Source organism: Pseudoalteromonas byunsanensis (assembly GCF_001854475.1).
In the GTDB taxonomy this organism is placed as follows: domain Bacteria; phylum Pseudomonadota; class Gammaproteobacteria; order Enterobacterales; family Alteromonadaceae; genus Pseudoalteromonas; species Pseudoalteromonas byunsanensis.
In genome coordinates this window covers 1-14,411 of record NZ_MNAN01000011.1, presented here as the reverse complement: position 1 = coordinate 14,411, position 14,411 = coordinate 1, and the positions used below count along the sequence as shown (strand labels likewise).

Annotated in this window: 10 protein-coding genes and 4 tRNA genes; 9 read left to right on the top strand and 5 right to left on the bottom strand. The window is 43.7% G+C overall.

Features of this window, described 5'->3' with window-relative positions:
* Nucleotides 1-21 precede the first annotated feature (21 nt).
* From BIW53_RS01730 to BIW53_RS01715, 4 genes are all read right to left on the bottom strand, one after another.
* On the bottom strand, nucleotides 22-3,312 hold the full coding sequence (locus tag BIW53_RS01730; protein ID WP_070990045.1) for a methyl-accepting chemotaxis protein: 3,291 nt from the start codon (nucleotides 3,310-3,312) through the stop codon (nucleotides 22-24).
* 200 nt (nucleotides 3,313-3,512) lie between these two features.
* A complete protein-coding gene (locus BIW53_RS01725; protein WP_070990042.1) occupies nucleotides 3,513-5,672 on the bottom strand; it encodes an ATP-binding protein in 2,160 nt (719 codons plus the stop codon).
* Between the two features lie 124 nt (nucleotides 5,673-5,796).
* Nucleotides 5,797-6,453, bottom strand: a complete 657-nt coding sequence (locus tag BIW53_RS01720) for a helix-turn-helix transcriptional regulator (protein WP_070990040.1) — start codon at nucleotides 6,451-6,453, stop codon at nucleotides 5,797-5,799.
* Between the two features lie 228 nt (nucleotides 6,454-6,681).
* Nucleotides 6,682-7,053, bottom strand: a complete 372-nt coding sequence (locus BIW53_RS01715; protein WP_070990037.1) for a histidine triad nucleotide-binding protein — start codon at nucleotides 7,051-7,053, stop codon at nucleotides 6,682-6,684.
* 144 nt (nucleotides 7,054-7,197) lie between these two features.
* Here BIW53_RS01715 and BIW53_RS01710 point away from each other — a divergent pair, with 144 nt between their 5' ends.
* A complete protein-coding gene (locus BIW53_RS01710) occupies nucleotides 7,198-7,818 on the top strand; it encodes a DUF2057 domain-containing protein (protein ID WP_070990035.1) in 621 nt (206 codons plus the stop codon).
* A gap of 30 nt (nucleotides 7,819-7,848) precedes the next feature.
* Here BIW53_RS01710 and BIW53_RS01705 read toward each other — a convergent pair whose 3' ends face one another.
* Nucleotides 7,849-9,696: a M1 family metallopeptidase gene (locus BIW53_RS01705; RefSeq protein ID WP_070990033.1), complete on the bottom strand. Its 1,848-nt coding sequence runs from the start codon at nucleotides 9,694-9,696 to the stop codon at nucleotides 7,849-7,851.
* A gap of 131 nt (nucleotides 9,697-9,827) precedes the next feature.
* Here BIW53_RS01705 and murB point away from each other — a divergent pair, with 131 nt between their 5' ends.
* The 8 genes from murB to tuf all read left to right on the top strand — a co-directional run bounded on the left by murB (nucleotide 9,828) and on the right by tuf (nucleotide 14,373).
* Nucleotides 9,828-10,841 carry a UDP-N-acetylmuramate dehydrogenase gene (gene murB / locus BIW53_RS01700; protein WP_070990031.1) on the top strand — a complete coding sequence of 338 codons (1,014 nt, stop codon included), beginning with the start codon at nucleotides 9,828-9,830 and terminating at the stop codon, nucleotides 10,839-10,841.
* On the top strand, nucleotides 10,834-11,823 hold the full coding sequence (gene birA, locus BIW53_RS01695; protein WP_070990029.1) for a bifunctional biotin--[acetyl-CoA-carboxylase] ligase/biotin operon repressor BirA: 990 nt from the start codon (nucleotides 10,834-10,836) through the stop codon (nucleotides 11,821-11,823). The genes murB and birA overlap by 8 nt, the downstream gene beginning before the upstream one ends.
* On the top strand, nucleotides 11,823-12,527 hold the full coding sequence (locus BIW53_RS01690; protein ID WP_070990027.1) for a type III pantothenate kinase: 705 nt from the start codon (nucleotides 11,823-11,825) through the stop codon (nucleotides 12,525-12,527). The genes birA and BIW53_RS01690 overlap by 1 nt, the downstream gene beginning before the upstream one ends.
* A 121-nt stretch (nucleotides 12,528-12,648) precedes the next feature.
* Nucleotides 12,649-12,724, top strand: a tRNA-Thr gene (locus BIW53_RS01685).
* A gap of 46 nt (nucleotides 12,725-12,770) precedes the next feature.
* Nucleotides 12,771-12,855 (top strand) — tRNA-Tyr (locus tag BIW53_RS01680).
* A gap of 44 nt (nucleotides 12,856-12,899) precedes the next feature.
* Nucleotides 12,900-12,974: transfer RNA gene (locus BIW53_RS01675), tRNA-Gly, on the top strand.
* Nucleotides 12,975-12,986: 12 nt separating this feature from the next.
* Nucleotides 12,987-13,062 (top strand) — tRNA-Thr (locus BIW53_RS01670).
* A gap of 126 nt (nucleotides 13,063-13,188) precedes the next feature.
* Nucleotides 13,189-14,373 (top strand): elongation factor Tu, encoded by a 1,185-nt coding sequence (tuf, locus tag BIW53_RS01665; protein WP_070989959.1) that lies wholly within the window; start codon nucleotides 13,189-13,191, stop codon nucleotides 14,371-14,373.
* Nucleotides 14,374-14,411: the final 38 nt, after the last annotated feature.

The window sequence follows — 14,411 nt, the reverse complement described above, 5'->3', positions numbered from 1 at the left end:
GCTAAAAAGTGAGGGCGTCTATTAAGAAGCGTTGAACTGATGCACCAGCAAAGTCGCTTGAGGTGTGTCTTTGGCTAAATTGAAATAGTCTAAAAGACGACGCATTTCATAGGATTGTTCAGCCATTTGTTTGGCTGCGGCCATGGTTTCTTCTGTAATGGCTGAATTTTCTTGAATTAAGTCGGTGAGTCGTTGTACCACTTGATCAACTTCTTTGATGGCATGTTGTTGACTGTTGGTAGAGCTGTTGATTTTCACTATGGTTTCACTGACTTCCAAGACCGCTGAGACGATTTGTTCAAGCTTCAACCCTGAGCTATTGGCCATTTCAATTCCTTGTCCAACTTTCTCATTACTATTGGCGATGATATCTTTGATTTGCTTGGCGGAGGCAGCGCTTCGACCGGCCAACTCCCTGACTTCATTCGCAACAACCGCAAAACCTTTGCCGTTCTCTCCTGCTCGTGCCGCTTCAACGGCAGCGTTGAGTGCCAGTAAGTTGGTTTGAAACGCTAACCCATCAATTACAGAGACAATTTCGTTAATATTTTTGCTGGCCTTGTCTACTTCATTAATGGCAATAACTGTTTCATTCGAAAGCTCTCCACCTTCTTTGGCTGTTTCTTCAGCATTATGAGCCAGTTTAACGGCAGAACCGGATTGTTTTGAGACTTGGGTTAATGACTCCAGCATCTGACTGGTGCTGGCGCTGGCTTCTTCTAAGTTAGCCGCTTGCTCTTCTGTGCGTGCGCTGATCTCGGTGTTGCTGTCGGCTATTTCAGCGGCGCTTTGTGACACGTTATGAGCGGTACGTTGAATGCTTTCAATGACCTCAGTTAACTTGGCGATAGTGGCGTTTACGTCGCTTTTTAGGGTATGGAAAACACCGTTATAGTTGCCGTCGATGGTGTGTGTTAAATCGCCTTTAGCTAAAGCGCTTAAAACCTGAGTTACTTCGCTTATGGCGTCGTTGATAACGGCAATTGAGCCATTTACATCGCCTTTGAGTTGCAATAACTGGCCTTGTAAATCTGAATTTATTTGGAGGCTAAAGTTACCCTCACACATGGCGGCCATAACACTACCTAACTCGGCGATAACTTGGCTAAGGTTATTGACCGAGCGATTGATATCCGTCTTGAGAGAATGTAGCTGACCTTTCATTGAGGATTCGATGGTTCGGTCAAAGCGACCATAGCTGATAGCCGTCATAACTGATGAAATCTCGCTGACGGCCACATCAAGAGACTCGATTGACAGGTTGATATCTTTTTTAAGTTTACCAAGTTGGCCACTTGCCTCGCATGTTACAGCATGCTTAAAATCTCCCTGACTGACAGAGGCCATGACACTGCAAATGTCTTCAATCACGTCGGCAAGGTTGGTCACGCTGAAATTAATATCATCCTTTAGTATTTCTAATTGCCCTTGTAGCGGTAGGCTAATGCGCTTGGTTAGATCACCGTTACGAATAGCGTTCATTACTTTACTTACATCGTCGACAGCGCCAGATAAACTTTGCACGGAATTATTTACGCAGCTCTTTAACTGTTCTAATTTACCGCCCGCTTCTACGTTTATTTGCTCCTTGAAGTTGCCTTGTTCAACGTTTTTCATGACATGAACGATGGCGTTCATGGTGTTATCCAGCGAATAAAGAGAATGGTTCACGTTGTCTTTGAGTTTGGCGAGATCCCCTGACATAGTTGCATGTATTTGGCCATCAAAATGTCCTTCAGACATTGATTTAATGATGCTATTAATTTCTCCAATGGCACCATCAAGTGTACTTGCACAATGATTAGTTGCTTGCTTTAGTACATCCAGCTCGCCTTTACATTCAACTTTTATGCGGTCAGAAAAACAGCCGTCGGCCATTTTGTTCATAACACGGTTGGTTGCAGTTAAAGAAACTTGCAGCGCGTCTAGCATTGAATTGAATGCTTGAGCGGACTCCCCAATTTCATCACTGGAAGAAATTGGAGCTCGTAATGAGAAGTCTCCTTCGTGCTCAACCCGGCGCATGGTTGAAACCAATGCATGAACAGGTTTTGTGAGTGTTTTTGCAAACCATAGCGCAGCGATGATGATGACAGTGATGCATCCAAGCAGCACGATTGCTAGCACTTGAGTAAGCTGCTTTACGGCTGCAAAAGCCTCTGTTTCGTCTATTTCTGATAACAGTGCCCATTGCACGCCCATAATGTTGATAGGTGTATATGCTGAAAGCACGCTATGGCCATTGTAGTCGGTGATAAGTTTTTGCCCTGCCTGGCCTGCGATAGCTAGGCGGTAAGACTCTGTATTAATGCTACCCTTTTGTGGGTTTTTAAATGAATTAACCACAGAGTGGTTGAGTGGGTCTAAATATGAATCAGAACGCATGAGCCCTTCAGGGCCAACCAAATAGGTTTCACCACTTTCTCCAAGTCCTTCTCTTTCAGTCATAATACTGTTTAAGGCAGTCACCGAGAGCTGAAACACCAATGTCGCTCCAGCGGTGCCCTCAATCTCAATGGGAGCGGCAATAAAGCTGGCGGGAGCGTTGTAAGAGGGGAGGTAAGGTTCATAGTCAACAAACGCATATGTCTGATCACCTTCAAGCCTTTTAGCGGCATTAAACACTTTAGCTAAATTACTATCGGCATAGGGGCCGTCAATTAAAGAAGTCGCAAAATCGAGCTCTTTGAAAACAGAGTAAGCGACGATACCTGTATCGTTATCGATTATAAACAAATCGTATAGCTCAGAGATATTCGAGATTTCAGTGAAATACTGATGAAATTCTCGATGAGCCAAATCATAACTATCTAAATGCCCAGTACTGATCAGTCGTGACTTTTCGCCCAAAGGGTAGGTATTGTTTGCTATGTACCGTGTTTGCAGTTCAATCCCTTCTGGAGTGAGGGTATCTAGTAGTCCCGTAGGTGGTGGAGTATTCGGATTTTCAGCGATGAACTTATTAGTAAACTGGGTTTGATAAAAGTTATTTAAGCTCTGCGGAATATGAGTAGGTGCATCTAAATTGGCAATGGCATAGGTAAAAGATTCGGCGGCTTTGGCTGTATGCGGATTGATGGTCAGCATTTGTAGTTTATCTCGTACACCATCAAAGTGCCTAAGGACGGCATTTTTTTTAACTTCGCTGACAGCACCAAGCTGTGCATATGACTGAGCCTGAAGTGCAGAAGATGAGTGATACAGTGCAATGGCAATGATACCTGCGGTGGGGATCAGTGCAACCAACAAAAACGCAATCGTGAGTTTTTTCGTTAAGTTAAGCGTGGTGATATGCTTGATAAAGTTGCGCATAACATATTCCTTGTTACCAATTTTATAAGTGCCAATCTAATAACGGGCTGATAGAAAGTGTAGAACAATTCTCGTTCTCGTCGAGAAAATAGTGTCTAAAAAATCACCACATAAGGTGGGGGGGATGTTATTTGATAATGAAAAAGTATGAAAATACATTGTGAGGTGCGCCATACAAACGCACCTCACATTCGCAGGTTTTAGCCTAACGTATTCTTTCTTATAAAGCTTAAATAGGCTTCCAAACTTTGTTGCCATAAATTCATTGCTTGCGTAAGTTCACCATCACTGGACTTACCATCGAGCAAGCGTCGTTCAACTTTTTTCAGTGCTAGTCCATAGCGATTAAAACCTAATTGCAAAGCTGTGCCCGCTTGGCGATGTAGTAGTTTGATGCACTGGTCGTTGTTAACTCCCTCCAATTGCTGGATGTGGATAAGTTTATTGCGGGCCGACAATACAAATTCATTATAAACCGAAGAGATCTCATCTTCACTGAAGCCACTTTTCAGTGAGTTAACCGCGGTGTCATCATACAATGTATCGGTCAGCTCTATACTGATGTTTGGTTTTTGCGCGCTTTGAGAATCGCTTAGTGCTTGTCTGAGTTTTTCCTGCTTGATAGGTTTACCAACAATATCTTTGATACCCAATGTTAAATACTCTTTGATTTCATCAGGGCTGAGGCTGGCGGTAAATGCTAGAAATGGCGTACGTTTGTTCTTATGTTCAATATTTTTCAGTTTACGCATGACCTCTTGACCTGTCAGATCTGGCAGGTTCATATCTAACAATACGACGTCAAATTGGTGCTGCTGTAAGAGCGTCATGGCACTTTGACCATCTGTGGCGAGCTTTACTTTGTGTTCATCGGCTGCCATAAACTCAATAGCAATTTTTTGGTTTAAGTCTAAATCTTCAACCAGTAATACGTTAAGGCCAATAATACAGTCTGGGTTGTGGTGGCGTTGTTCTACAAGGCTTAATTCCCCTAGGGTTAGGGTCACGTCAAAGCTAAACACGCTGCCTTGGCCTACCGTACTGTTAATGTTCAATTGTGAACCTAAACGCTCTAGTAAACGGCTGGTGATTGCCAAGCCAAGTCCCGTGCCTCCTTTGATTTTTCCAGCGCTACTTTGTACATAAGGTTCGGTTAGTTTGTCGATATCTTCTTTGTCTATTCCTGGGCCAGAATCAATAACGCTAAAGCGTACTGTGTGGTTCATATTCGTTTCTTTAACCAATTCGACTCTAATCTTAACGCTACCTTTGTCGGTAAACTTAATGGCATTGCCAACTAGATTGATCACTATCTGCCTTAATTTTTGCTGATCGCAGTAGTAGCAAGCTTGTTCTGGTAAATCATAAATTAGTTCAAAAGACAGCTTTTTTTGTTCGGCAAGTGGACTTAGTAACAAACACAAATTGTTTAACCAGCTTTTTAGTTCAACATCTTCTTCGTATAAGGCTTCGTCACTTTGATCTAAACTGGCGTAGTCTAAAACTTTGTCTATGAGTAAATTAAGTGATTCTGCGGAATTAATTATGGCTTCACAGTAAGCCTTGTTACGGTGATTAGTAGTGCGGTTTAGCACTAATTGTGCACTGCCTAAGATACCATTGAGTGGTGTGCGGATCTCGTGGCTAATGGTAGACAGAAACAGCCCTCGGATCTCTAAATCTTTTTGCGCTTTCTCTGTGAGTCGGTTGAGGTTTAACTCCCTTTTTTCATTACATAGTAGCGCCATGCCTGTAGCGTAAAATATGGGGGCTAATACGCCGTTAATGAATAGCGTAGTCACAAACCAGTTGTCATCAAGTAGACTAAATTGGGTAACATCTCCCATTAAAAACGTGCGCGCTGTAAATGCGCTCATTACCAGTAATAAGATAATGGTGTAGACAATTGTTCCGTTTGGGTACAGGGGACGGGCAAAGCGTAAGAACAAATAAAGCAAAAAGATAGTTTCTGCAATATGTTGTAGGTCAGACACCAAAATGCGATAGCGTAAATTGTCATCAAATGCACTGAAGTAAACCAATCCAAAAAATAGTAAGGCGGTGATACACAAAAACAGCTTAAGCTCGACACCTTTGTAATTTAGAAATTGTGATATTGAGAAGCAGTGAATGATTGAAGCCGTAAACAATAATGCATTAGCAAAACCAATACTCTGCCACAAGTGCAGCTGGCTGTGCACAGAAAAACCGATCACCGCTGCAAATAAAACCAGAGGATAAAATATATAGAGCAAGGTGCCCGGTGTATCTTTGTTCGTTCGCCATGTGAGGAAGTTTAGTAATACCATCATCGCCATCATAGCCGCGCTGGTGATGTAGAGAGTTTTAGGATCAAACATATTTGTTATTATTTATTATGCTAGGCACTTAGTTAATTAGCATAGAGACTTGTGATGGGGGAGTAAAGAAGCAAAACAGCCGCAAAAGCGACTGTTTGAAGAACACGGTTGATAAATGTAGCGCTTAGCGAATTTCGTCTGGAATATTTTGTTGGGCCCAAGATAGCAATTCGATGCGGTTACGGCATTTGGTTTTTCTAAATGCGCTATATAAGTGTGTTTTAACCGTGTGCGGGCTGATATTAAGGTCTTCCGCAATTTCTTTATTCTTAGCACCTTTACTCATCAGAGATATTATTGCTTTTTCTCGTTTAGTGAGTTTTACAGGTTCAATATCACCTTCCGTCAGTTTATGTAGTGCGTCTTTGTTAAATTGCAACATACGATTGAGCGCATTACACATTATCTCGCGTCGATACCACAGTTGGTTTTCCATCAGTAAACGGATCCCCTTCATCAACACATCGGCGTTGTCAGTGGTGTAAAAAACGCCACGAATACCACTTAACAAAGCTCTATTGGCCAGCTCAGGGTTTTCATCAAGGTTAAAAAGGACGATGTCGCAATTGACCTGTAATTTAGAGAGGTGCTCTTTGAGCGTATTCCACGCATCTTTAGGTGATGTTTCGATAAATAGGATTCTCGTCCCTTCCGGTACATCTTCGATGTTGGTACTGGTAATAACTTCTAGCCCTTGCGTTTTAAGCAATGGCTGAAGAACGTTGATACCTATGGTATTAATTGGATTTTTATCTAATAACAAAAAGGCAGAACTGCTCATTGATACTAACACTCTCATTCAAACTGATGACTTAATGCTAACATGAGGTTCCGCCCTTTTGTATTAGTATTTTCATCAACGTCTAGAAGTAGTTGCTATATGTTACTGCTTGGTAACATCATGAGCAGTAACATATTATCAAATTAAAATGTTAAGTTTTTGAAATAAGTAAAGTTTTGTTTTCCAGTATAATAACTTAACTGTTTACATTACTTAACAAAGAATAGTTTAGAATAGTTCTTTTTTCTTATTTTGATATGGTGGCCAACCCATTGCTTGTCCTGCCAACATGTGTAGGTGAATGTGGTATACAGTTTGTCCTCCATGTTCGTTACAGTTCATTACCACGCGGTAGCCATCTTCGGCAAAACCATGCTGCTTTGCGAGTTTAGCCGCAACGACATACAAGTTGCCAATCAAATGAGCGTTCTGTTCATTGACATCGTTGATGGTAGCAATACGTTGCTTGGGGATCACCAGTACATGGAAAGGGGCTTGTGGGTTGATATCTTTAAAGGCAAGCGTGTGCTCGTCTTCGTAAACAACATCTGCTGGAATTTCTTTATTGATAATTTTGTCGAAAATTGTGCTATCTGTCATGTTAGATCCTACTAAATACATGCACGGCTTCAATCATTGAACGGCATGGTGGGTATACTAAGGTTGAATGGTTACACTAATGACAAAGTTTACACTGCCTGTCAAACTGCAAATGTAGATCGCTACAAAATTAAAGGATATAGGATGAATGTTAAGATAAACGGTTTGTTCATTGCGCTACTTTTATTGCTCAATTTGTCGTATGCCAACAGTGCAACGGTTAATTTTTCGGTTGAGCTCTACCCTTTGCAAGTAAACGACCAAGAGGTTGAGCACTCATTGTTCAGCAAAGTCACAGAGCTAGAGGTAGCGCCGGGTCGTCACATATTAAAAATGAAATACAATGATTTATATGAGTTAAACTATGATGAGCATGAGGTGATTGAATCCGAGCCGTTTTGGGTGGTCGTTGAACTCACAGATGAAGGCGATTATCAGGTGGTATTTCAACGCCCAGAGACGGTTGATTTGGCTAAGCAGTTTGCAAAGCATCCCAGCGCTTCGCTGCGAACCCCAAATTCACAGGTTATAGCTCTCAAGACTTTAAAGAATCGCCCAAGCTTACCTTCTGAGCGACAAGTTATTAAAGATGAGGTGGTTATCGAGTCACCAACCCCTGTTGTGCCACTTAGCAGTGCGCCAGCAAGTCATAAACCAGTCAAAGGCATATCTCATCCTGATGCTTATTCCATGCTGGAGTTTTGGTGGCAGCAAGCGAGTGAGGCGCAAAGAGCAGCATTTTTAGAAAAAATAAAGGGCCAATAGCGGCCCTTATTTTGTAAACTAGTGCACAGTTTATTGTTCAAATATAGCGTCAATCGTGCCTTGTGCTAATGGGTGGTAACCCGGACGTGCATTTTGGTATACCTGATAGGCCCAGTCGCGCTTACCATGTTTTACCAGCGCTTTATATAGAGGTACGATCAACTTACGTCGGCCAATGCCCGTTAGATGCTTATCTAAAGCTGGATAGATGGCTTCATAGCCATTACCTACGGCCAGCATGTACCAAGCAAACGCTCGTTCTGCGTTGGTTGACTGGGTTAAATTGAATGCCTTATCCAATTTACTCATTTTGGTTGGTGCAAGATCACGGGGTAGGTTGTTGATAAAGTGCAACCACTCGTGAACACTCCAGCTGTCGGTAGGTAAGCTATTTAAGTCTTGCTTGCCAGTTAGCCACGCCTGTGTGTGTGCATCTACTTTGTCAAATGCATCCGAGGTAGGGTTAGGGGCATCACTTGGTAATCCGGGTTCAAAGATCCACTCTTTGGCTTTTTCCAAACTAACAACACCAGGATATTTCTCTAGTAGGTTCTTCTTTAAATACTCAACAAATTCGGCTGTAGTTAGAGATTTAAAGGCGTATGTTTTAAAGTAATCTTTGACAAATACATCAAACTTTTCACGGCCGAACTGTTCTTCTAGATAAATTAAAAACAGTTGACCTTTGGTATAAGGTACAGAACTGAACGCGTCATCTGGGTCGCGACCATTTAGTTTTAGGTTCAAACGTGTATCTGGTGCTGCAATGGTTTTCAGTAGTGCACGCAAACCTGCGGCATCTAGCGCTTGCTCCATCACTGCGCGTTCTCGGCCAAAGACTTCTTCCATGATGCGATTTTCAACATACGAAGTAAAACCTTCATTTAACCACAAATCTTCCCAAGTGGCGTTGGTGACCAGATTACCAGACCAAGAGTGAGCTAGCTCATGGGCTATCAAATTAACCAGACTCTTATCACCGGCAACCACTGTTGGGGTGATAAAGGATAAACGCGGATTTTCCATCCCGCCAAAAGGGAAGCTTGGCGGCAGCATGAGCAAATCGTAACGTCCCCAAGCGTACTCACCATACATGGCATTGGTTTTGTTGATCATGGTCTGCGTGTCATTAAATTCCGCAACCGACGCATCTAATATTTGTGGTTCTGCAAAAATAGCTGTTTGGTGTGACATCTCTTTATATTCAAGATTACCCGCACCAATGGCGATTAAATACGGTGGAATGGCCTGCGGCATATCAAACCAGTAGTCACCGTCTTTTATAAGCGCGCCCGAGTTGTCAGCACTCATCACGGCACGAACATCCTCTGGGGTGTTGATGCGCGCAGAGTAAGTCACACGCATGGCCGGTGTATCTTGCACTGGGATCCAGCTGCGGGCGTGAATAGCTTGAGACTGACTGTACATGAATGGGTGCGTTTTACTGGCTGTCTGTACTGGGGTAAGCCACTGTAATCCAGATGCCTGCGGCAAACTGTTGTAATAAACGCGCGCTTTTTTTGCTTGCTCTTTGAAGCGTATAGTCAGCTTAGCGCCTTTTACGTCATCACGTTTGGCAAGAGTAAAGCTGGCTTTATGCCATTGGCCGTTGCGGCCTTGGTACATGACTTTATCAACTTCTAAATCGCGGGTATCCAGTACCAAAGTGCGGGCACTGGTATTCTTCCACTCCAAGGTGTGTTCAACAAAGCCTTCAAGTTGTTTATCGGCAAAGTCTACGTCCAAATCCAAATGTAGGTGAGTTGAAATAACGTCATCTAGATTGGCGTAGGTGTGTTGGTCTACGGCTTGGGTTGCTGTGACAGAATGTGAGAGTCCCGCCAGCGCCAGGCTGGTCGCGAAGGCTGTTAATTTCATAAAATCCTTGCTTATTATGGAGTGTTTGTGACCTTGTTATAACATGCTTGGTGATAAGATCACACATGGATGCGCCCAGTGAAGTGATCGGGTAAACTAGCACTATTGAAATTATCCGTTAAGGCCATGAAGTGCACGCTTTACAGTCCCTACATACATTTGCTTTACCCTGTCAGTGCCATCAGTTGGTGACTATCAGTGATGGGCAGCAGCTCCATGATATCGATTTCTCAAAGCCATTTTGTTTACTCGGAGAGGGAAGCAACACCATCTTTGTAGATGATTTTGCTGGTACAGTGATTAGGATTGCCCTGCGAGGAATATCAATTGAGGAGCGTGATAGCGACTGGTTGATAGATGTGGCCGCGGGGGAGAACTGGCACGCTCTGGTTGTTCATTTACTTGAAAAAAATATTGCAGGACTAGAAAATTTAGCGTTAATCCCCGGAACGGTCGGGGCGGCACCGGTGCAAAATATTGGCGCTTATGGTGTTGAATTAGCAGAATTTATTGAATATGTCGAAGGTTTCGATATTGACACCAAACAATGCGTAAGGTTGGATAACGCGCAATGTGAGTTTGGTTATCGGGATTCGGTGTTTAAGCACGCTCGCAAAGGGCGCTTTGTGATCACTCAAGTTGGGCTTAGCTTAAATAAGCACTGGCAGCCGAAGTTGAGTTACGCTCCTTTGCAGGTTCTTCGAGATAGGCAGCCTACTGCAAAGCAAGTGTGTGAGACGGTCATCAATATTCGACAAAGTAAGTTGCCCGACCCTAATGTACTGGCCAATGCTGGCAGCTTCTTTAAAAACCCTATTGTCAGTAATGAGGCTGTGGCAAAGCTCAAACAACGTTTTACAACTATGCCAGTGTATTATGTTGACCCGCATCAGCAAAAAATCGCGGCAGGCTGGTTGATAGAGCAACTAGGCCTCAAAGGTCATCAAATCGGTGATATTGCTGTCTATCAGCATCAGGCATTGGTATTGGTGAACCTAGGTCAAGGCACCTCGGATGATCTGATCTCCATGATAGAATACATTCAGCAGCATGTTTGGCGTCAGTTTTCAGTCCGCTTAGAGCATGAAGTGCGGCTAATGGGCCAGCATGATGAAATTCACATTCAAGGAGTTAGGAATGAATAAAGCACCTCAAGGTAACAAGCTTGCTATTCTCAATGCGTTAAATCAAGGCGGGTTTGTGTCGGGGCAATTGCTGGGTGAACAGTTGGGGATCAGTCGTGCTGCGGTATCAAAACATATTGCTTCGTTACAAGAAATGGGCATTGACATCTTTACGGTCAGTGGCAAAGGCTACAGTCTTAATCACAGCCTCCCTTTGTTAGATAAAGTCCAGATAAATAAACACCTCACCCAGTTACAATGCCACAATCCTATTGAAGTGGAACCTGTGATTGACTCAACCAATAGTGAGTTAATGCGTCGTGTACAGGCTAAACAGCCCATGGTTTCTGGTCAGATCCTAGTGGCTGAAATGCAGCAGTCTGGTCGTGGCAGGCGAGGCCGTACATGGCAATCACCATTTGGCGCAAACTTATATTACAGCTATTACTGGCGATTAGATGATGGTTTGCAAGCGGCCATGGGCGTCTCTATTGCTGTGGGGTTGGCGGTATATGATGCGCTTAAATCTTTGTACCAATTGGATGTGGCACTCAAATGGCCCAATGATATTTACCTCAATGGTAAAAAGCTCGCGGGGGTATTGGTTGAGCTGGATGGTCAAGTAGAAGGCCCTTGTCACTTGGTAATCGGCATTGGTATTAATTTGCTTATGCCAGAAGGCGCGTCAACCAATATCGACCAACCTTGGACAGATTTATCTAGTCATATTGGAGCACTTGATAAAAACCAATTGGTTGCCGTCCTCACGCATTGTTTAGCTGCTCGCTTGGCGCAATATCAAAAAAGTGGTTTGGGCGAGATGAGGGCGCCGTGGAATGCACTCAATGCTTTTGCTGGTGAGGTCGTTACTTTAAGTACTGGGCAGCGCCAATGGCGAGGTGTGTGCGAAGGTATAGATGAGCAAGGAGGCATTGTGCTACGTCAGGATGGTGAATTAAAAAGTTATTTTGGCGGTGAAATATCACTGCGTAAGGACAACTAATGCGCTTATTAATTGATGTAGGTAATACAGCGGTTAAGTTGGCACTGGCCCAACAGCAGGCTATCAAGGTAATCTCTCAAAACGAGATCCCTTGGGAAGGTATCAGCGAGGTGCTGGTGGCACAAGTGGGTAAGTCTGATGAGTTGGCACATTATACCGCCAAAGCGCAGCAGATGAATATTCCTATTGTTCAAGCCTATGTGACGCCAATTCTGGGTCAATTACATTGTGCATATAACCAATATCAAAATCTTGGTATCGATCGGTGGCTTACCGTTGTTGCGTGTCACTATTTATATCCTAAACAAGATTGCGTGATTGTTGATTCGGGAACTGCGACCAAAGTTGATGTACTTACTGCTAGCGGTCATCATCTAGGAGGTTGGATACTGCCGGGGCTCGATATGATGGTCAACAGTGTGGTGAGCAATACCCAAAAAGTATTTAGTGATGAACAAAGTCCATTTACTCAACAGTTGGGCACCAATACCCCAAATGCGGTTAAAAATGGTGCCTTGGTGGCGACGCTTGGCGCGGTGTATGCGGGCATAGCCAGTTTAAAGTGTGATAAACGTGACCTTAACGTGATTTGTGCAGGGGGATACGGTGAATTTATATCCCAACAGCTAGAATGTGAGGCGTCCTTTCATGATTTTTTAGTCTTTCAGGGGTTACTGTTTTGGCGTAAAAACATTCAACTTTGAATGTTTTAGCGCGATTTTGCCGTAAATCTGAGCACTTAAGCATTATTTTCACATTTTTTTGCAGATTGTTGTTGCATCGCCCGAAACCTTGCTCTAGAATCTCGCCCCGTACTAAAGCAGTGCCGACTTAGCTCAGTTGGTAGAGCAACTGACTTGTAATCAGTAGGTCATCCGTTCGACTCGGATAGTCGGCACCATTTTTTACACTGCAATCTGCAGATGCTTTAGGAAAGAATTTTTCGTGGAGGGGTTCCCGAGCGGCCAAAGGGATCAGACTGTAAATCTGACGGCACTGCCTTCGCTGGTTCGAATCCAGCCCCCTCCACCACTTTATTCTTGACGGTTCGAGGTAGTTAAGAACAGGTTCCTAAAGCGGGCATCGTATAATGGCTATTACCTCAGCCTTCCAAGCTGATGATGCGGGTTCGATTCCCGCTGCCCGCTCCAGTATTCTGGTGTGCTGATATAGCTCAGTTGGTAGAGCGCACCCTTGGTAAGGGTGAGGTCGGCAGTTCAAATCTGCCTATCAGCACCAGTCTTAAGAATCTTCTCAAATACTTCCTTTGATTTGTCATTAAATAACTGAAAGAATAAGCTTAGCTCGCATATGGCGGGTTATTTTTATATGTAATCTAGATACACAAAACTGATAGGTTCCGTCATGGCAAAAGAAAAGTTTGAACGCGTAAAACCGCACGTAAACGTAGGTACAATCGGCCACGTTGACCACGGTAAAACAACTCTAACAGCAGCAATCACTAACGTACTTGCAAAAGTATACGGTGGTGTAGCTAAAGACTTCGCATCAATCGATAACGCTCCAGAAGAGCGTGAGCGTGGTATCACAATCTCAACTTCACACGTTGAGTACGATACACCAACTCGTCACTACGCACACGTAGACTGTCCAGGACACGCTGACTATGTTAAAAACATGATCACTGGTGCTGCACAGATGGACGGCGCGATCCTAGTAGTTGCTGCTACTGACGGTCCTATGCCTCAAACACGTGAGCACATCCTACTTTCTCGTCAGGTTGGTGTACCTTACATCATCGTATTCATGAACAAATGTGACATGGTTGACGACGAAGAGCTTCTAGAGCTAGTAGAGATGGAAGTACGTGAACTTCTTTCTGAGTACGACTTCCCAGGTGATGACCTACCTCTAATCCAAGGTTCTGCGCTTAAAGCGTTAGAAGGTGAGAAAGAGTGGGAAGACAAGATCGTTGAGCTTGCAGAAGCACTAGACACTTACATCCCAGAGCCAGAGCGTGACATCGATAAGCCATTCATCATGCCTATCGAAGACGTATTCTCAATCCAGGGTCGTGGTACAGTAGTAACAGGCCGTGTTGAAGCTGGTATCATCAACGTGAACGACGAAGTTGAAATCGTAGGTATCAAAGAAACTACGAAGACAACTTGTACGGGTGTTGAGATGTTCCGTAAGCTTCTAGACGAAGGTCGTGCGGGTGAGAACATCGGTGCACTACTACGTGGTACTAAGCGTGACGAAGTTGAGCGTGGTCAGGTTCTATGTAAGCCTGGTTCAATCAACCCACACACTAAGTTCACTTCAGAAGTATACGTACTTTCTAAAGATGAAGGTGGTCGTCACACGCCATTCTTCAAAGGCTACCGTCCACAGTTCTACTTCCGTACAACTGACGTAACAGGTAACGTTGAGTTACCAGAAGGCGTAGAAATGGTAATGCCTGGTGACAACATCAAGATGACTGTTGAGCTAATCGTTCCAATCGCGATGGACGAAGGTTTACGCTTCGCTATCCGTGAAGGTGGCCGTACAGTAGGTGCTGGTGTTGTAGCTACAATCATTGAATAATCAATAGATTGCAGTAACACTGTAAAAAAGGTCACTTA

Bases quoted from the DNA above. Each gene is read 5' to 3' on its own strand.
- tuf (WP_070989959.1), top strand. From the start codon at position 13,189: ATGGCAAAAGAAAAGTTTGAACGCGTAAAACCGCACGTAAACGTAGGT.
- BIW53_RS01705 (WP_070990033.1), bottom strand. From the start codon at position 9,696: ATGAAATTAACAGCCTTCGCGACCAGCCTGGCGCTGGCGGGACTCTCA.
- birA (WP_070990029.1), top strand. From the start codon at position 10,834: ATGAATAAAGCACCTCAAGGTAACAAGCTTGCTATTCTCAATGCGTTA.
- BIW53_RS01690 (WP_070990027.1), top strand. From the start codon at position 11,823: ATGCGCTTATTAATTGATGTAGGTAATACAGCGGTTAAGTTGGCACTG.
- BIW53_RS01725 (WP_070990042.1), bottom strand. From the start codon at position 5,672: ATGTTTGATCCTAAAACTCTCTACATCACCAGCGCGGCTATGATGGCG.
- BIW53_RS01710 (WP_070990035.1), top strand. From the start codon at position 7,198: ATGAATGTTAAGATAAACGGTTTGTTCATTGCGCTACTTTTATTGCTC.
- BIW53_RS01715 (WP_070990037.1), bottom strand. From the start codon at position 7,053: ATGACAGATAGCACAATTTTCGACAAAATTATCAATAAAGAAATTCCA.
- BIW53_RS01730 (WP_070990045.1), bottom strand. From the start codon at position 3,312: ATGCGCAACTTTATCAAGCATATCACCACGCTTAACTTAACGAAAAAA.
- BIW53_RS01720 (WP_070990040.1), bottom strand. From the start codon at position 6,453: ATGAGCAGTTCTGCCTTTTTGTTATTAGATAAAAATCCAATTAATACC.